The organism is Mesorhizobium sp. M1A.F.Ca.IN.020.04.1.1, assembly GCF_003997315.1.
In the GTDB taxonomy this organism is placed as follows: Bacteria; Pseudomonadota; Alphaproteobacteria; order Rhizobiales; family Rhizobiaceae; genus Mesorhizobium.
Genome location: NZ_RZSN01000001.1, coordinates 68,190 through 82,639, shown reverse-complemented (window position 1 = coordinate 82,639; position 14,450 = coordinate 68,190). Strand labels below are relative to the sequence as shown.

The window sequence follows — 14,450 nt, the reverse complement described above, 5'->3', positions numbered from 1 at the left end:
GACCTTGCCGATTGCGCTCCCTAGCTGTCTCCAGATCGTAGCCAACAAGCATAGGAAGGTTATTCGCCTTGCTGTGGCTTGCGAGCGCATAAAGCACCGATGTATGATCCCGATTGAACCAGCGGGCCATTTGCGGGCTGGAAAGCATCGGTTTCGCCGACTTGACGAGATACATGGCCTCGTTTCTGGCGCGGACAGTCTTATGACGACGGCTATCGCCCGCGATATCGGCCACGAAGACATCGTGACGGTCGGCGCATTCGGCGGTTATCTGGCGAGCCCATTCCGGCATGCCTTGCCGTCGCAATTGCATGAGGCCACGGCCGTTCATTTCCTGCTTGGCGGCTTGCGTTCTGGCTTGCCTGGCCTGTTCGATGAATTCGGCGGAAAAGGCAGACGCCCTCACCGAATGACGGTTATATCGATTCCACGCTTCGGCCTCATCCTGGCCCGCATATGCGACGAGCGTCATACTCAACTCCTTTCTGCAATTTCGCCTGCTGGTGGCCCGTAGATCGTCGCGACTGCCGCAACCCATGCCGAGCCCGCTGGAATCTCCCGTGCCGCGCTCATCTTGCGGAATTCGTCATAGGAGACGTTCTCCTTGATGATCGGGCAGTCGCGGAATTTGGTGCGGTACTTCTCCTGCCTGATGTGCCAGGGTGTGCCGGTATAGCCAGATGGCGCCGCAAGACGAGGCCGAGCCTTGATGTCGATGAGTTCCTGCCGACGCTTGGCCTCCGCTATGAACTCGGGAACAGCGGGGGCAAAACTCATGTTCTGGCCCTGCACCTCGCCTGAAGCGAAGCGCTGCGCTGCTTCAATGACGGCTTGCGAGGAAAGGCCCGCCAGCAATTTCTCGTAGGTCGCCATCGTCAGATCCGGGTTGCCGGAACCTTGAGGGAACGCATTGAGCATCGCCGTCATTGCCATATATGCCCGCTGATCCATTCCACCTGTCCTTCGCCACATCGACATAGTTGCGCTTGCCGGATTGCTGCCGTCGTCGCAGCCAGTCGATGTTGAAGCCCTGCCAGTTGCGTTCGATCATGATGTCCGCTGCCGCATTGGCGTCGCCGTATTCAGCGAAGCGCTTTGCCAGGAGCCGAGCTGCATAGGCTGTGAGCGGCTTGCGGATAGTGATGCGCCTATGCTCCATGACGGCAAGTGCGTGATCCTCATCGAGGACGGTGAGCAGCGCGTCGAGAATAGCGTGTCGGTGTTCAAGGCTCATGCTGCCTCCAGTTCGATCCTGACCAATCCGCCCTTGACGGGCTCTTCCTTGCGCAACGCGAGTTGCCACTTGCTGTCGTCAACCCCTATGGCGTCCGCGATACCGTCTAGAAATGCCTTGCAGCTACTCAGGCACCCATCGAGATCATGTTTGTGCCGGTTGGGCGGGTAGAAGATCGCAGTCACCTTCAATGCCTGGGGAATGTCGCAATCGCCTTTGCGGATTCCTGCTTCCCTGGCGCACCAAGCAGCTGTGATACGAGCCTGCTTGGCGTCCTTGGCCTTGCGAGCCCAGTGGGTTCTGGCGTTTGGATGCAAGGACCGGGGAGGCCATGGAAGCGTGATGGCGATCAAGCGGCCTCCGTCGATGAGCCGACAAATGTCATCCTGTTTTTTTCGCAGTAGCGGCGGAAAGCGCTTTCGTGCAGTTCGCCCGATGTCATATCGATGCCGGTTCCGAGCGTGCCGCCCTTCCATGAGCCCTTGCGCTCACCAGTCTCGCCGGAGAACTCGATATCAAGTGAGCGCCGCACTTTCGGCTTGCGAAAAAGACTAAGCCACTTGAACCAGCCGGTCCCGAATTTCCATTCCATTTCCTCTATCTTGGTCGTCGCCGTCAGACGCTCTCCATCGAAGTCATCAAACTCAAAGCAGACGGTCGGCGTTGCTTTCTCGATAGCGCGCTCACGTTCCCATCTGCCCGAATCGAGGGTGTAGCTTTTGCCGGTATCCGGCAGCGTCGCGACATGCTCGCCGTTGATGCCATAGAAACTCTTACGAACGTGCCGCCATTGCGTCCAAGGCAGAAACTTGGTCCATGTCTTGTCTGTCCAACTGTCATGCGTCTGCGGGCCGTGGAAGACCTGCAGAAAGCCTTCCGAGTAGGAGAAACCGAACGATCGTGACTGAATGTCCCAATAGCCGCCGTTGGGCGAAGTGGACCATTCATAACGAGAGGTATCGACCCAGCGCTTCCAGGGCTTAATGATCGACGGAAGCGCTATGATTAGCGTGTGTCCGAAACCGCTGAAACGAAGACTGGCGCCGGGATATTCGTCGCCGCCAGATGATAGGACGATAGCGAGCGGTCGATAAGCTCTACCGTCTCGCGCGTAGCAGAACGGGCCAAGGTAGCGATCATTGTCGCCCCAACGGCGACGACAAGCAGCAAAGTTCATCTCATTTCCCTTTCCGCGCCCTTCGACGCGCCCGCCACGCCCTCAGCCACCGCCCGATGGCCACCCAAAGTCGCATTGTTTGCCTCGATATCTCGCGCCTCTCGCTCCATGGCTTCGGCTGCGTTCTCAACTCGCTCACACAAACGCTCATACTGGTTGCGGAGGGCGCGATAGACATCGCCATCCACGCTTGCCATCGTTCGCCAGCGCTTCCAGAGCCGTTCGGCCTGGGCCGGTGAAATGCCCGCTTCCCGCGCCGCGCGGTCCCGGGCTGCCGAGGCAGTGTCCCCTGCCCCGCGATAATGCTTTCGTGTTCCGGCGTTCAGGTACTCGAACGCCTCCCCAACAGCGATGCTCATTGTGTCGACTCTACCCTGCTTTGGGTCGGAACTGACCCGCTTGGTGTCGGACATGCCTTTTCCCTTTCACTACTGTGATGTCCGTACACAGCAGTGACTAAGCCGGAACAACCGGCGGAAAGGACTAGCGATGCACCACCGGAAGCAGGGTCGCCAAACACGAGCTTCGTGGTGCAGTGAATTGGGGGCGCCGACAGTGTTGCGTAAGTCGGCGCCGGGGTGGGGTGCAGCAGTCGCGAATGACAATTCATTCCTCGCGCTCCCGCCAGAAAAACTCGTACTCAGTAGCGCCATGGTCGCGCGCGCTGCCGAATTGCTCGATGAACTTAATTCGCGAAGCCGCTATGGGCAGCGGTGGCCGGTGTTTACGGCCGAGCGCGATGCCAGCGGCGAAGGCGGAGAGGATTAGCAGAGAGGTGGTCATGCGATCACCGCAATCTCTCGATGATGCCGACAAGGCAGAAAACCGCCACGCTGGCAGTGAAGCCAGCTAAACCATATCGGCCGTTCTGCACGTTTACGCCGGTGCAAATCATGTTCGCGCTGAAGCAGAGCATTAGAACGGCCGTCATCGGTGTTCACCTATTCGGGGAATTGGGCGGCAGACGGAGACGCGCCGTGGGAGGGGCCGTGGTCTCCGCCTGCCTGAGCGTCGGCCACGCTAGGGGGTTCGGCCGACGAACTGGAATGGAGGGTGTCTTGGGAGAGAGCGGCGTCGATCATGGCGCGCCAGCAGGAAAGCTCACGGAAATCCATGAGAATGCCATTAGGATCATTGTCCTCCCACGCTTGGATCGATTTCATTCCGGCGCGGGACATCATTTCAGTCGGCTCGCGCATGGCCTCGATAGCGGCGCGGGCGATGCCTCGGATGATGTTCTGCTCCCTCTCGGAATATTGGCGAGGGAAGTCATGTCCGTGTTGCGAATGCCAATGCGAACCGTCCAGCGGGATGCTGCGCGATATCGCCTTCGCCACGCGCTCGATCATTTCGCTCATTCCCAGATGCCCCTTTCCCGCCATGCTTCGTGCTTCTCAACCCTGGACATGCGGGCCTGTAGGTTCCAGCCGATGCCAGCCCAGAGAGCGCCAAACAGAATGGAAGCGGTAAGGTAGGCTGTGAGGATGGTGGACATTGTCATGCGGCCTCGCCCTCTGTCGGAACAGAATGGTCATTGAGGAAGTCGGTTAGTTTCAGCTCGACCCCTTCGGATTCGGCCACTGCAATGGCCGGTGCCCAATGGTCTTGCGGAATACGTCCCCGGATTTGCCACCCTTGAACGGTGGTGACTGGGCGACCCAGCTTGTTGGCGGCCTTGGTCAAGCCGCCGAGTTTGCCGATCACATAAGCTGCTGGTGAAAGGAGTTTTCTGGCGTTCGCTGCATCAGTCATGTTCGCATCATACGCATTTTGCGTACGATCTGTCAACGTGGAAAACGTACATGACTAATGGCCTTATGCGCCCGATGGATAACTCGCCGGAATCAATAGCGAATCGCATGCGCAAGTTGCGTGAGCGAACCGGCATGTCGATCGATCAGATGGCGCGAGAGATGGGCTACGCCAGCGCATCAAGCATTCAGCGCTATTTCGATCCAGGCAAACTGAAAACCGGCTACCTAAAGAGGGATTTCGTGGCCAAGGTTGAGAAAGTGTTACTAGGAAAAGGAAACCCACCAATCACAAGGCCGGAAATCTGGGAGCTTGCCGGCCCCGAATTCAACTTCGGAGCATTAGAGCCGTCTAATGCTGTGGTTATCTCACGAGATGTGACTAGCGGAAATAAAATTCCCGTGTACGGTAGCGCGGTCGGCGGAATAGATGGCGAATTCGCCATGAATGGGGTTGCTTTGTACGAGGTTGTTGCGCCTCCGGTGCTCGATAACGTGTCCGGAGCTTATGCAGTTCAGGTATCTGGGGAGTCTATGGAACCACGCTACTTTGATGGCGAGGTTGTCTATGTGAATCCTCATAAACGGGTGGTCAAAGGCGATTTTGTCATTGTTCAGATCCTTGCGAACAATGAAGATGACCCGCCCTTGGCTTTTGTGAAGCGGTTTGTCAGGCACAATGCTGTCGAGCTGGTGCTTGAGCAATATAACCCGCCCAAGCAGCTCAAGTTTCCTCACGAGCGGGTCAAGTCAGTTCACTTCATCACGATGGGTGGTGCTAACTCCTAGTTCCTTAGAGGGCTTGACTGTTGGAGAGTCCCTGAGTTCCGAACATAGGAGGACTAAGCCCTGCGCTCAGAGAGCCAGGGTTAGCCCCTATGCCGGTAACGATCTTGACTGCCGGAGCCGCCCGTCGCACCTTCCGCCGTGGTCGTAGAACAGCGCCACAGCTTGACCGCACTTTTTCGTCCTCTCTGCTAAGAGAACGGCGGCACCCCTTCGGTCTTTCGGAGTGGGGTTGCATTATGCCGCGCCCGATGGTAATGCATAAGCCGTGACTTATACGGCTGCGGTCGCCATCGTCTTCAACCAGTGGACGTAACGTCCCGACCGCTTTTCAAGCCCCGGCCTAACCGCCGGGGTTTTGCTTTTTTAGCCGGGTCATACGCAAAAATCAACACCGTCCTACTTTTTTTACGTAGATTTCGCTTGCGTCATACGTTTTTTGCGTATACTGTCGGTCTCAACAAACGGAACTTGAAGCGATGCCCCCTACCGCAAAACCAATCAAAGAGCGCCTTGAAGCAAAGTGCATGCCCGAGCCGAACACGGGATGTTGGATTTGGCTTGGTAGCGCGAATTCCGAAGGCAGAGCCCAGATGGGTTCACGCACCGCAGCTCGCGTTTCTTACGCCGCCTACAAAGGGCCGATCCCGGAAGGTCTTTCGGTTCTTCACAGGTGCGACGAGCCGATTTGCGTCAACCCGGACCACCTCTTCCTCGGCACCCACACAGACAACATGCGCGACATGTCCCGTAAGGGACGCGGCCGATGGAATGTGCCGAGCAGGCCGTGTGCCTACCAAGACAAGCGCACCCGAAGATGGAGAGCCTATTACTACGCGAACGGGCGCCAGACACATGTCGGCAACTTTCCATCGCGAGACGAAGCCCTGGCGGCTGGCGCGGCTGCTCTCGCGGCTCGCTAACCCCATCCCCCACAACAAGCGCAGCAGATGCGCTCTATGGAGACGAACGATGAGCGAGACTGATTTGGGAGAACTGGAGCGCCAGATGAAAGAGGCGCAGGCCAAGTCCAGGGAGGCTCAAGAGGCAGCTTCGGCGGCCGTAGCTCGTTACCGAGATGCAAAGCTGCAAGCGACTGGCTTCAAAGAATGCGTGGCAGAGTTTACCGAAATTCGCGGATGGCACCAGAATAATGTGACTGTGCGCTTCCTCGTGACGAGCTTGGGCGGATGGTCGGACAACATCCGTGGTCGCGTCATAAGAGCCGATGGCTCCATCGGAACAATGTTCAAGGAGTGCAGCGCCTCAGTTGCGAAGAACCTTGGACCATACAAGCGGCCCTCAGCAACGTTTGGCGACAGCGGCCCCATTCCAGGTCAGTCATTCGGCGACGAATTCGACTGAGCCCCTCCCCAACCGCAAGCCCGATACCGCGATAGATGGAGAACACTGTGAACATTCAGAGTAGCGCCGAGATTTTGAAAGCGGCCATTGAGCGCTTCAACCCGACGCATTTCGTGTCGATGGTGTCGGGCGGAAAGGATAGCGCGGCTTCGGATCAAGTGGCCCGCGAACTTGGCGTCAAGATCGACTTCGTGATGCATGGCAACACGCGCTGCGGCATCGCTGAAACCAGCCAGTTCGTCCGCGATACATACGGCAAATTAGGCGAGTACGTCGAGGCCGACGCGGGCACCGCCTATGAGGACTACGTTATCAGAAAAGGCTTCTTCGGCAAAGGGTTATCAGCCCATGCTTATGCCTATCGAGTGTTGAAGGCGACACCATTCCGCAAGGCGGTTTCGGCAGCGATCAGGAAAGGCAAGCGCGATATTCGCGTCATGCTCCTGAATGGGGCCCGCAAGGACGAAAGCGAGAATCGTCAAAAGCATTTGCAGGTATGGCGGCAAGACCCCGCTTCGCCGGGGAACATTTGGGTCAATCTCATTCACGATTGGTCGCAGGATGACCGCGACGAATATCTCGATAGTCGCGGCACCCCGATCAACCCGGTCGCCAAAGCCCTATGCCGTTCTGGCGAATGCATGTGCGGGACCATGCAGAGCAAAGAGGAACGCGTCGAAGCCGCTGCACTCTACCCGGCATGGGGCAAGTGGCTGGCCGATCTCGAATATGAGGTAGTTTCCAAGCACGGCTTTGGCTGGGGCGCGCCCTTCACCAAACATCGCGATGTTTGGCAAGCCGATCTTTTCCAGCCGATGTGCAAAGACTGCATTGCGAGGGCGGCATGACATCTTGCCCCACCATTCGCTTTGACATCTTCATTGCAGGCGATCTTGATCAAGCCAAGCAAGTCTGCCGCGAGTATTGCTTCGACGTTGGTCTCTGCGTCACCATCGAACCAGTCACCTACATCTATACGGGCGGCGAAGAAGCGGGCGTTCGCATCGGTCTGATCAATTATCCACGCTTCCCAAGCGACGAAGCAACGCTGCTAGAAAATGCCGTGAAACTAGCCGTTCAACTGATGAATAGGCTTAGCCAGCACTCATACAGCATCGTCGGTCTGGAGAAGACACATTGGTTTTCGCGTCGAGAGAGGGCGGCATGATCACAGATGGTCGCGAGCGTGGCGCATGGCGTCAAACCCCCTGGTTTCTAAGAACCTTTGGTTGGCCACCCTATCGCAGGCCGATCTACGCGGATTGGCGGATCGGTGGCGGCTTTGATGGCTGGGATTACCGGCAATGCACATTCCCATTTTGCTCTTGTGAGCAGCCTGAGCCCCTCCCCAACCGCAAGCCCGATACCGCGATAGATGGAGAACATAGAGATGAGCCAGAAGAAAGACGACTACATGCGCGGCTACAAGGACGGCTTCAAGGATGGCCTGTCATCTCCTGTTCGCGCTCCCGCTCAGGAGCAATCGGCAGGGAAACCTCATGAAATTGCCAGTCTGCTCCTGAGCGGGAGCACGCTTAAGCCATGCACGAAGCACCCTGATCGCTACTGCAACTGCGAAGGTTTTGTTCCCGCTTGCTGGGATGGACAGGGAACTATCGCAGTACAGGGAACCGTCGCCAAAGATACGGCAAACACTGGCACAGCGATCCCCTCCCCAACCGCAAGCCCGATACCGCGATAGATGGAGAACACCGTGACCGAGGCGAAGCAGATACACGAGATCGGCCCTGACGGCGAAAGCACCGCGAAGTGGGCAATCCGCGAACCAGGCTTTTTGGGAAGCCTACAGCAGCTTACGCGATGCGCTCGGTGCGGATGCAATCTGCCCCCGACGAAGCCTAATGAGACACGCCACTTCTGCGACATCTTCAAGCCCACGCTGCACATCGTTTGCGACGAGTGTTTCGAAGCGTTGCCGTCCTAGCCCACCCATCAACACCACTCGCAGTCGCACAGTCGGCGGCTTCACCAGAGAGAACACGATGAACGACTTTTCCGTAGAATATGATTTTGAAGACATCGAGATCGAGGAAGACGGCGTTTACTTCGGATCGTTCTGGGGAACAGCCGAGCTTGCCTTGAACGACCCGCGCGACGGCGACTTCTACGTCAAGCATATCGCCATCGACGGACAAAAGCGAGAGCGCCAGACGCTCAAGGGCTACAGCTTGTCCGTCATGAAGCGCACTGACGCGGCGCTGCTGCTGCCGTGGCCGGCGAAGGACAACACCTCCTTCAAGGCCCGTCTGTTCCGCAAGATCGAGGCGGCACTCTACGCCAGCCAGGATGCGCGCGAGCGGTTTGCTGGCGAGCTGGAGGCTGCGTGATGGAACGCAAGGTTATCACGTCGCACATCTTTCCGCCCATCCCTGTCAGGTGCTTCGACTGGTGCGCCTGGTTCGATGATCTCGGCGCCGACTGCAGCCCCTATGGCTATGGCCGCACCGAGGAAGAGGCGATCGAGGACTTGCTCGAAAATTTTGGTGAGGAGGACTGACATGGACATCCTCGAAACAGCCCGCCTGCTCCGGTTCCAGACCGAATGGGAAAGGCGCTGGCACTATTACGAGACGCTGCTCACCGCTGGCATCGACGCCGAGGAAGCGCAACGCATCATCGATGATGTCGAAGCAGATCGAGCCGAAGAGGAGTTCCGCCATGCAGCGTGATCAGCAAGTGGAAGTCATGGACGTGCCCCAGGATGGCTATGGGGCCGGGTTCATCGAGCACAGCATCAGAAGCAGCTACCGCGATCTTTGCCGCATCATCGGCACCGAAAACGCAAGGGCGACCGTGACCGAGATCATGGACGCCGAACCCCGCAAGAGGATCACGATCGATGGCTAACGTTCCAGAAGTCTACGCGGCGATCCGCGATGTCATGGCCGACATCGGTCAGACCGGCATCACCAAGAGCCGCAAGAACCAGCAGCAGGGTTACAACTTCCGCGGCATCGATGATGTCTACAACGAACTGAACTCGCTGCTTTCGAAGCACAGCCTTGTCATCGTCCCGCGCATTCTAACCCGCGACGTGGCGGAGCGCCAGACACAGAAGGGCGGCGCGCTGTTCTATGTCACGGTGGAAGCCGAGTTCGATCTGATCAGCGCCAAGGACGGCTCGAAGCATACCGTCCGCACACTTGGCGAGGCAATGGACAGCGGCGACAAGGCCACCAACAAAGCCATGTCGGCAGCCTACAAATACGCCGCGATGATGCTGTTCTGCATCCCGACCGAGGGCGACAACGACGCGGACTCGACCACACACGAAGTCGCGGCAAAGCGGCAAGTCGGCTGGAACGCCGCCGGCACCGCGCGCACAGCTCATTCGCTGAAAAAGGAAAAGGTCTGGGACGAGTTCCAGGTGGAGCTTCGCGAGTGCGAGACGATCCCGGTCCTGTCGAAATTCACTTTCGACTGGGCAGCCAAGATCGAGGCAGACAAGTGGCCCGAGAGCTGGAAGGAAGTCGCCCGCGAGGAAATTCAGAAGCGCCGAGCTGCCATCCTGAATGGCGCATCAGACGAAGACGTATTCCCCGGCGATCGGCCCTCAAACGGCCAGCACATTCCCACCTTGCAAGCAGGATGAACAAGAGAAGGGCGGCGGGGCTTCGGCTCTGTCGCCCGGAAAGGATAACCATGGCACAGACTTGCATTCTTCGAGGCTCCTCGCAGCGCGCCTTGGCAAAGCAGCTTATCGACCGCGCGCCGGTTAATGCCATCATCACCATCCGCGAGATGACGCGCAACGTTGACCAGAACGCGAAGTTTCACGCGATCTGCTCCGATCTTGCACGGTCGAGTTTCGCGTGGGCCGGCAAACGCCGGAATGCCGAGGAGTGGAAAGTCCTGCTGGTTAGCGGCCACACGGTAGCGACGAAAGGCCAAGTTGAGATCGTTCCCGGCCTAGAGGGCGAGTTCGTCAACGTTCGCGAAAGCACGTCTCGCATGAATGTTTCGAGAGCATCCTCACTCATCGAATACGCCGTGGCTTTTTGCGCCAGCCACAATGTCGCACTCAGCGACGATAGCCACCAGGAGGAGAAAGCAGCGTGAACCGCAACCGTGTGTACGACCTCGCAGGGCGGATGAGTTCGCTCCTTGAGGGTGAGAGGAGCGAGGATGCTGGCGCAGCGCTCGGCGTGCTTGTCGGCGTGTTCATGGCCGGGCTTGGCGGAAGAGAGAAGCAAATACGCGAAGGCATTCAGGCGATCTGCGCCGATGCCGAAGATGCGGCAATCAAGATCCATAGGGCACGGCAATGACACAAGATGATCTAGCAGAGAAGGTCGAGTTCGTGGCCAAAGCCATGTTCCCTTCGATTTGGGCGTGGGAACCGTCGGGCATCGTGGACAAGAGCGACAACGAGGCGGCCAAGTATCAAGCGAGAGAGAGGGCGCGATTGGCTATCGAAGCCATCGAAGCTATCGCGCGGGCCGATAGGACTGGACCATGACCGCCGCCGGCAAGCGTATGATCAAGGCGGCGAAGGGGTTGAGGTCGGCAATAAACATGACGGCTGACGAATGCCGCCAGCGCCTGGAGGCGGAAAAGCGAAGCCGCAATTGCCTGCCACAAGATATCAGCTACTGGCAATTCTGGATCGACTTCCACGAGCGCGGTCAGGAATACGCCGAACGGAATCTGCGGATCATGCCCGTCTCAGATGGCGAGGCTCTAGCGCTCGCTGCCGACTTCGAACGGATGGAAGGCGGATATGTGAAGGGGGATGGGTGATGGGATGGGCCGTTCGCCGACCCGAAACCGCTTTCAGCCTGTCACCGACCGACAAGAAGCGACCGGCAAAGAAGGACGCGAGCTATCTGAAGTGGCTGCATGAGTTGCCGTGCCTGGTGACTGGAACGCGGCCCGTCGAAGCCTGCCATGTCTCCTATGCCGATCCTCGCTACGGGAAACGCGAACGGGGCAAAGCCGAGAAGGCCGACGATCGTTGGGCTGTGCCTCTTTGCCCCTCAGAGCATCGCCGGCAGCACTCCATGGACGAGCGCGCCTATTGGGCATCGGTAGGCATAGACCCGCTTCAGGTTGCCTTGGCGCTCTACGGCGTGAAGGGCGACAACACCATGGCAGAGATCATCATTCGAAACGCGAGGACCAAGCCATGACCCCCGAACAAGTCTCAAGCGATCCGGTACAGCCCACACGCGATCTGGAGGCGGAGATAAAGGCAAGAGCAGCGGCTGTCCTTTGTGAAGCGGGAACATTATGCGGATGGCCTGCGCCGAACTGCAACGCGCGGGAAGGCGCGGAGGCGTTGTACCAAGCTGGCCTTCTCGCCGCCCGTTCCGCACCGGGAAAGGCGGTGGACACGCCTCGCGCTATCGCCTGTGATGAAGACAACATGCCCGAGCGTATTTGGGCCGGCGACTTTGACGAAAGCGGCTTCGGGCATTGCGTCGCCGGTATGCAAGGCGGCCTCTACGCCGAGTATGTCCGTGCTGATCTCGCATCCGTCACAGCACCATCAGGAGCGGAGCCTACCGCCGACCAAGAACTGCAAGAGGTTGCCGATGGCGCTTGGGGAGATGGTCCTATGCGTCGCCGCGCCGCGTTCGTTGAGCTCGAACGTCGAGCGACAGTCGAGCGTGCCAACGCTGCAGCCCCGCAGGCGGTACCGGCAGAGGATATCGCGGTGCTGATCCAGCGGCTACGGGATCGCGCTTCCGGCTACCGATCGAGCCGATTTCTGACCATACCGTCTGGACTGCTCGACGAAGCCGCCGCCGCGCTCACCCTTCTCGCCGCGTGTTTGCGCCGCGAACGAGAATGCTACGAGCACTCCGAAGCCGAAGCCTCAGATCTGCGCAGGAAGCTGGAGGAGGCAGACAGGCGCATCGCGAAGCTTGAGGCCGATCTTGCCTTCGCCGACGAGCAGTCTGCCAAGGTCGAAGCGCTCATTGAACCGCATGTCAAATGGGATGAGCCGCAGACGCATGAGGCAGGCGCCATTCGCATCTGTGCCATGCGTGACGGCCCGTGCCCTCATGGCCTGCATTGTCCATACGTGGGAGACAGCTACATGGGCTATCCATGTAAGGAAGGCTGGAATGGCGCCCTCGCCGCATCCCCCTCCGCACAGACCGATGGAGGCGGGGATGGCCGCTAACCGCATAGAGGAAGAAGCCTGGCGAGACGCGGCCATAGAACAGCAGAAGCGCGCGCAGAGATCTGAAGCTGAGGCCAAGCGACTCAAGGCCGAACTCTCCCGCAGCAGAGAGGCAGAGAAGCGGCTTAGGGAGGCGCTGGAGCCGTTTGGAAAGGCGCTGGATGTGCTTGGCAGGAACAGGCACGAGCTTCACGACAAAGAGACCATCAGGGGATACGGGCCTGACCTAGCCATCACCATGGGCGATCTCCGCCGCGCCCTCGCCACAGTAGAGGGGAGAGAGACGTGAGCCGGCGCGAGATCACCGATGACGATGTTGCCAGGCTGACGAAGATCCTGAAGGATCGCGGGCCGGGCAAGGTCCACAAGATTACTCTTGCGGCAGGAACGGGAGAGATAACTGTCAGCCGGCTGCCGACAGAGTTCATGGTCCACCATCGTGACGGCGCGGAGGTGGACGGCTGGATCTATTTCGTTCGCGCTGGCGAATTCGTGAAGATCGGGTTTGCCAAGGAAGTGGCCGATCGCCTTCCCCGACTCCAGACTGGCTCCCCAGTCAAACTGGAACTGCTCATGGCGATCGAGGGCAAAGCATCTCTGGAACGAGACTTCCACAGGAAGTTTGCCAGCCTCCGGGCACATGGAGAATGGTTCACCCTAGACGGTGCACTTTCCGCCTATCTTGATCGGTTCTGCCTTCGTCAGCAACGGGAGATGGCGGGATGAGCCCTGTGGAAACGGCGCACAATATTCTGGACCGCGCCATGTCGCCGGAAATGGCAGTTGCGCGTCTAGCCGATCTCGGCTTGCATATCTCAGAACGGGCGCTGCGCAAGAAGGCGCGCGACCTTGGCGCCTGCCGCGTGTTCGGGAAGGCAATGATCCTTCTGCCTGAGCATCTGGAAATTCTTCTGGAGGAACCATGCCGCTCAAACTCTACGATCGCAACGGCATCTGGTGGTACAGGGGTACGGTTGCCGGACGACGGCTACACGAAAGCACTCGAACGGCTGACAAAAAGACGGCAGAGCGCATCGCCAACCGGGCAGAGGCAAGGGAGTTCAAACGTGACCTTGATGGCCCGGCGTCGATCCTGACGTTCGGTGCAGCTGCGGCACTCTATCTCGATGCCGGCCGATCTGATCGCTTTCTTGAGCCTGTGTTGAACCACTGGAAGAACACACTGGTCAAGGACATCACGCCTGGAGCGATCAAACTGGCAGCGATCAAGGTTTACGCGCAAGCTGGGCCGGCGACGCGAAACAGGCAGTTCATCACACCCACGGTCGCCGTTATCAACCATGCGGCGACCTTGGATCTATGCACCGCGCTGACGAAGGTCGATCGCTTCTCCGTGCCAAAGAAGCGCCGGGACGAAGCCGACTGGAAATGGGTCGAAGCTTTCGCTGCCGAGGCGCCAAAGAATCTCGCCGCGCTCGCCAAGTTCGGTCTGCTGACCGGATCACGCATCAGCAATATGACCGACCTGGAATGGAGCGCGGTGGACTTCGAACGCCGCGAGGCCGTTCTATGGCAGACGAAGAACGGGGACGATCATGTCGTCCACCTGCCGCCGGCTCTTATTGTCGCACTCGCGAACCTGGAAACGGATCGCAAGGGAAAGGTGTTCGGCTACGCCAGCAGGCACAGCATCAAGTCGGCGTGGAATGCCTCGATCAAGCGCGCGAAGATTCGCGAATTGACGCCGCATGCGCTGCGTCACGGCTTCGCTACGGGCCTTCTGAGGGCCGGCGTCGATCCAGTGACGGTGGCATGGCTTGGAGGCTGGGAAAGCGCGCAGCTCGTGGTCGATACCTATGGGCATGCGATGAAGGACCGGACGGTCACAAATCGCCTTACTGGCCCACTGCTGCACCAGCAGCAAGAGTCTGCGTCAGAATTGCTAATGAAAACAGGATGATATATAAAAAGAGCGCGCCCTTACCAAGGGAGTGCTCTACCACTGAGCTACCGCAGCAACGGGCG

General features: G+C 58.8%; 27 protein-coding genes. 19 read left to right on the top strand and 8 right to left on the bottom strand.

Annotation, left to right across the window (positions count from 1 at the left end):
* Nucleotides 1-202 precede the first annotated feature (202 nt).
* Entirely contained in the window at nucleotides 203-514 is a 312-nt protein-coding gene (locus EOA49_RS33240) for a hypothetical protein (protein ID WP_245460459.1), read from the top strand.
* On the opposite strand, the gene EOA49_RS00450 is transcribed toward EOA49_RS33240, so the two are convergent.
* The 8 genes from EOA49_RS00450 to EOA49_RS00420 all read right to left on the bottom strand — a co-directional run bounded on the left by EOA49_RS00450 (nucleotide 475) and on the right by EOA49_RS00420 (nucleotide 4,163).
* Complete coding sequence (locus EOA49_RS00450; RefSeq protein ID WP_127242903.1) at nucleotides 475-873, bottom strand: hypothetical protein; 399 nt, start codon at nucleotides 871-873, stop codon at nucleotides 475-477. The genes EOA49_RS33240 and EOA49_RS00450 overlap by 40 nt on opposite strands.
* Nucleotides 821-1,234, bottom strand: a complete 414-nt coding sequence (locus EOA49_RS00445; RefSeq protein ID WP_127242901.1) for a hypothetical protein — start codon at nucleotides 1,232-1,234, stop codon at nucleotides 821-823. The genes EOA49_RS00450 and EOA49_RS00445 overlap by 53 nt, the downstream gene beginning before the upstream one ends.
* The gene (locus EOA49_RS00440) at nucleotides 1,231-1,587 is read right to left on the bottom strand and encodes a hypothetical protein (protein ID WP_127242899.1); all 357 of its coding nucleotides are present in this window, start codon (nucleotides 1,585-1,587) and stop codon (nucleotides 1,231-1,233) included. Before EOA49_RS00440 ends, EOA49_RS00445 begins: the two co-directional genes overlap by 4 nt.
* Nucleotides 1,584-2,411 (bottom strand): hypothetical protein, encoded by an 828-nt coding sequence (locus tag EOA49_RS00435; protein ID WP_127242897.1) that lies wholly within the window; start codon nucleotides 2,409-2,411, stop codon nucleotides 1,584-1,586. The genes EOA49_RS00440 and EOA49_RS00435 overlap by 4 nt, the downstream gene beginning before the upstream one ends.
* On the bottom strand, nucleotides 2,408-2,824 hold the full coding sequence (locus EOA49_RS00430) for a hypothetical protein (RefSeq protein ID WP_245460458.1): 417 nt from the start codon (nucleotides 2,822-2,824) through the stop codon (nucleotides 2,408-2,410). Before EOA49_RS00430 ends, EOA49_RS00435 begins: the two co-directional genes overlap by 4 nt.
* Before the next feature lie 193 nt (nucleotides 2,825-3,017).
* Nucleotides 3,018-3,194, bottom strand: a complete 177-nt coding sequence (locus EOA49_RS32465) for a hypothetical protein (protein WP_164749179.1) — start codon at nucleotides 3,192-3,194, stop codon at nucleotides 3,018-3,020.
* A gap of 158 nt (nucleotides 3,195-3,352) precedes the next feature.
* Entirely contained in the window at nucleotides 3,353-3,769 is a 417-nt protein-coding gene (locus EOA49_RS00425; RefSeq protein WP_127242895.1) for a hypothetical protein, read from the bottom strand.
* Nucleotides 3,770-3,908: 139 nt separating this feature from the next.
* Nucleotides 3,909-4,163 carry a hypothetical protein gene (locus EOA49_RS00420; RefSeq protein WP_127242893.1) on the bottom strand — a complete coding sequence of 85 codons (255 nt, stop codon included), beginning with the start codon at nucleotides 4,161-4,163 and terminating at the stop codon, nucleotides 3,909-3,911.
* A 50-nt stretch (nucleotides 4,164-4,213) separates the two neighbouring features.
* On the opposite strand from EOA49_RS00420, the gene EOA49_RS00415 reads away from it, so the two are divergent.
* From EOA49_RS00415 to EOA49_RS00335, 18 genes are all read left to right on the top strand, one after another.
* Nucleotides 4,214-4,951: a S24 family peptidase gene (locus EOA49_RS00415; protein WP_127242891.1), complete on the top strand. Its 738-nt coding sequence runs from the start codon at nucleotides 4,214-4,216 to the stop codon at nucleotides 4,949-4,951.
* Between the two features lie 969 nt (nucleotides 4,952-5,920).
* Complete coding sequence (locus tag EOA49_RS00405; RefSeq protein ID WP_127242887.1) at nucleotides 5,921-6,313, top strand: hypothetical protein; 393 nt, start codon at nucleotides 5,921-5,923, stop codon at nucleotides 6,311-6,313.
* A gap of 47 nt (nucleotides 6,314-6,360) precedes the next feature.
* Nucleotides 6,361-7,161: a phosphoadenosine phosphosulfate reductase family protein gene (locus EOA49_RS00400; protein WP_164749178.1), complete on the top strand. Its 801-nt coding sequence runs from the start codon at nucleotides 6,361-6,363 to the stop codon at nucleotides 7,159-7,161.
* Nucleotides 7,158-7,481: a hypothetical protein gene (locus EOA49_RS00395; RefSeq protein ID WP_127242883.1), complete on the top strand. Its 324-nt coding sequence runs from the start codon at nucleotides 7,158-7,160 to the stop codon at nucleotides 7,479-7,481. Before EOA49_RS00400 ends, EOA49_RS00395 begins: the two co-directional genes overlap by 4 nt.
* 222 nt (nucleotides 7,482-7,703) lie before the next feature.
* Complete coding sequence (locus EOA49_RS00390) at nucleotides 7,704-8,015, top strand: hypothetical protein (protein ID WP_127242881.1); 312 nt, start codon at nucleotides 7,704-7,706, stop codon at nucleotides 8,013-8,015.
* A gap of 301 nt (nucleotides 8,016-8,316) precedes the next feature.
* Complete coding sequence (locus EOA49_RS00385; RefSeq protein WP_127242879.1) at nucleotides 8,317-8,661, top strand: hypothetical protein; 345 nt, start codon at nucleotides 8,317-8,319, stop codon at nucleotides 8,659-8,661.
* A complete protein-coding gene (locus EOA49_RS32460) occupies nucleotides 8,661-8,831 on the top strand; it encodes a hypothetical protein (protein ID WP_164749177.1) in 171 nt (56 codons plus the stop codon). Before EOA49_RS00385 ends, EOA49_RS32460 begins: the two co-directional genes overlap by 1 nt.
* 1 nt (nucleotide 8,832) lies before the next feature.
* Nucleotides 8,833-9,003, top strand: a complete 171-nt coding sequence (locus tag EOA49_RS32455) for a hypothetical protein (RefSeq protein ID WP_164749176.1) — start codon at nucleotides 8,833-8,835, stop codon at nucleotides 9,001-9,003.
* Nucleotides 8,993-9,181: a hypothetical protein gene (locus tag EOA49_RS00380; RefSeq protein WP_127242877.1), complete on the top strand. Its 189-nt coding sequence runs from the start codon at nucleotides 8,993-8,995 to the stop codon at nucleotides 9,179-9,181. Before EOA49_RS32455 ends, EOA49_RS00380 begins: the two co-directional genes overlap by 11 nt.
* Nucleotides 9,174-9,926, top strand: a complete 753-nt coding sequence (locus tag EOA49_RS00375; protein WP_127242875.1) for an ERF family protein — start codon at nucleotides 9,174-9,176, stop codon at nucleotides 9,924-9,926. Before EOA49_RS00380 ends, EOA49_RS00375 begins: the two co-directional genes overlap by 8 nt.
* Nucleotides 9,923-10,393 carry a recombination protein NinB gene (locus EOA49_RS00370; protein WP_348626852.1) on the top strand — a complete coding sequence of 157 codons (471 nt, stop codon included), beginning with the start codon at nucleotides 9,923-9,925 and terminating at the stop codon, nucleotides 10,391-10,393. Before EOA49_RS00375 ends, EOA49_RS00370 begins: the two co-directional genes overlap by 4 nt.
* On the top strand, nucleotides 10,390-10,602 hold the full coding sequence (locus tag EOA49_RS00365) for a hypothetical protein (RefSeq protein ID WP_127242871.1): 213 nt from the start codon (nucleotides 10,390-10,392) through the stop codon (nucleotides 10,600-10,602). The genes EOA49_RS00370 and EOA49_RS00365 overlap by 4 nt, the downstream gene beginning before the upstream one ends.
* Nucleotides 10,603-10,789: 187 nt before the next feature.
* Nucleotides 10,790-11,074 carry a hypothetical protein gene (locus EOA49_RS00360; RefSeq protein ID WP_127242869.1) on the top strand — a complete coding sequence of 95 codons (285 nt, stop codon included), beginning with the start codon at nucleotides 10,790-10,792 and terminating at the stop codon, nucleotides 11,072-11,074.
* Nucleotides 11,074-11,463 (top strand): hypothetical protein, encoded by a 390-nt coding sequence (locus EOA49_RS00355; protein WP_245460456.1) that lies wholly within the window; start codon nucleotides 11,074-11,076, stop codon nucleotides 11,461-11,463. The genes EOA49_RS00360 and EOA49_RS00355 overlap by 1 nt, the downstream gene beginning before the upstream one ends.
* On the top strand, nucleotides 11,460-12,464 hold the full coding sequence (locus EOA49_RS00350) for a hypothetical protein (RefSeq protein WP_127242866.1): 1,005 nt from the start codon (nucleotides 11,460-11,462) through the stop codon (nucleotides 12,462-12,464). Before EOA49_RS00355 ends, EOA49_RS00350 begins: the two co-directional genes overlap by 4 nt.
* Complete coding sequence (locus EOA49_RS00345) at nucleotides 12,454-12,753, top strand: hypothetical protein (RefSeq protein ID WP_127242864.1); 300 nt, start codon at nucleotides 12,454-12,456, stop codon at nucleotides 12,751-12,753. The genes EOA49_RS00350 and EOA49_RS00345 overlap by 11 nt, the downstream gene beginning before the upstream one ends.
* Nucleotides 12,750-13,190, top strand: coding sequence for a GIY-YIG nuclease family protein (locus tag EOA49_RS00340; protein ID WP_127242862.1), 441 nt, complete (start codon nucleotides 12,750-12,752; stop codon nucleotides 13,188-13,190). Before EOA49_RS00345 ends, EOA49_RS00340 begins: the two co-directional genes overlap by 4 nt.
* Nucleotides 13,191-13,386: 196 nt before the next feature.
* Nucleotides 13,387-14,385 (top strand): site-specific integrase, encoded by a 999-nt coding sequence (locus EOA49_RS00335; RefSeq protein WP_127242860.1) that lies wholly within the window; start codon nucleotides 13,387-13,389, stop codon nucleotides 14,383-14,385.
* Nucleotides 14,386-14,450 lie beyond the last annotated feature (65 nt).

Excerpts from the sequence above, each read along its gene's own strand:
- EOA49_RS33240 (WP_245460459.1), top strand. The coding sequence starts at position 203 with ATGACGACGGCTATCGCCCGCGATATCGGCCACGAAGACATCGTGACG.
- EOA49_RS00450 (WP_127242903.1), bottom strand. The coding sequence starts at position 873 with ATGGCGACCTACGAGAAATTGCTGGCGGGCCTTTCCTCGCAAGCCGTC.
- EOA49_RS00445 (WP_127242901.1), bottom strand. The coding sequence starts at position 1,234 with ATGAGCCTTGAACACCGACACGCTATTCTCGACGCGCTGCTCACCGTC.
- EOA49_RS00435 (WP_127242897.1), bottom strand. The coding sequence starts at position 2,411 with ATGAACTTTGCTGCTTGTCGTCGCCGTTGGGGCGACAATGATCGCTAC.
- EOA49_RS00430 (WP_245460458.1), bottom strand. The coding sequence starts at position 2,824 with ATGTCCGACACCAAGCGGGTCAGTTCCGACCCAAAGCAGGGTAGAGTC.
- EOA49_RS32465 (WP_164749179.1), bottom strand. The coding sequence starts at position 3,194 with ATGACCACCTCTCTGCTAATCCTCTCCGCCTTCGCCGCTGGCATCGCG.
- EOA49_RS00425 (WP_127242895.1), bottom strand. The coding sequence starts at position 3,769 with ATGAGCGAAATGATCGAGCGCGTGGCGAAGGCGATATCGCGCAGCATC.
- EOA49_RS00420 (WP_127242893.1), bottom strand. The coding sequence starts at position 4,163 with ATGACTGATGCAGCGAACGCCAGAAAACTCCTTTCACCAGCAGCTTAT.
- EOA49_RS00415 (WP_127242891.1), top strand. The coding sequence starts at position 4,214 with ATGACTAATGGCCTTATGCGCCCGATGGATAACTCGCCGGAATCAATA.
- EOA49_RS00405 (WP_127242887.1), top strand. The coding sequence starts at position 5,921 with ATGAGCGAGACTGATTTGGGAGAACTGGAGCGCCAGATGAAAGAGGCG.
- EOA49_RS00395 (WP_127242883.1), top strand. The coding sequence starts at position 7,158 with ATGACATCTTGCCCCACCATTCGCTTTGACATCTTCATTGCAGGCGAT.
- EOA49_RS00390 (WP_127242881.1), top strand. The coding sequence starts at position 7,704 with ATGAGCCAGAAGAAAGACGACTACATGCGCGGCTACAAGGACGGCTTC.
- EOA49_RS00385 (WP_127242879.1), top strand. The coding sequence starts at position 8,317 with ATGAACGACTTTTCCGTAGAATATGATTTTGAAGACATCGAGATCGAG.
- EOA49_RS32460 (WP_164749177.1), top strand. The coding sequence starts at position 8,661 with ATGGAACGCAAGGTTATCACGTCGCACATCTTTCCGCCCATCCCTGTC.
- EOA49_RS32455 (WP_164749176.1), top strand. The coding sequence starts at position 8,833 with ATGGACATCCTCGAAACAGCCCGCCTGCTCCGGTTCCAGACCGAATGG.
- EOA49_RS00380 (WP_127242877.1), top strand. The coding sequence starts at position 8,993 with ATGCAGCGTGATCAGCAAGTGGAAGTCATGGACGTGCCCCAGGATGGC.
- EOA49_RS00375 (WP_127242875.1), top strand. The coding sequence starts at position 9,174 with ATGGCTAACGTTCCAGAAGTCTACGCGGCGATCCGCGATGTCATGGCC.
- EOA49_RS00370 (WP_348626852.1), top strand. The coding sequence starts at position 9,923 with ATGAACAAGAGAAGGGCGGCGGGGCTTCGGCTCTGTCGCCCGGAAAGG.
- EOA49_RS00360 (WP_127242869.1), top strand. The coding sequence starts at position 10,790 with ATGACCGCCGCCGGCAAGCGTATGATCAAGGCGGCGAAGGGGTTGAGG.
- EOA49_RS00355 (WP_245460456.1), top strand. The coding sequence starts at position 11,074 with ATGGGATGGGCCGTTCGCCGACCCGAAACCGCTTTCAGCCTGTCACCG.
- EOA49_RS00350 (WP_127242866.1), top strand. The coding sequence starts at position 11,460 with ATGACCCCCGAACAAGTCTCAAGCGATCCGGTACAGCCCACACGCGAT.
- EOA49_RS00345 (WP_127242864.1), top strand. The coding sequence starts at position 12,454 with ATGGCCGCTAACCGCATAGAGGAAGAAGCCTGGCGAGACGCGGCCATA.
- EOA49_RS00335 (WP_127242860.1), top strand. The coding sequence starts at position 13,387 with ATGCCGCTCAAACTCTACGATCGCAACGGCATCTGGTGGTACAGGGGT.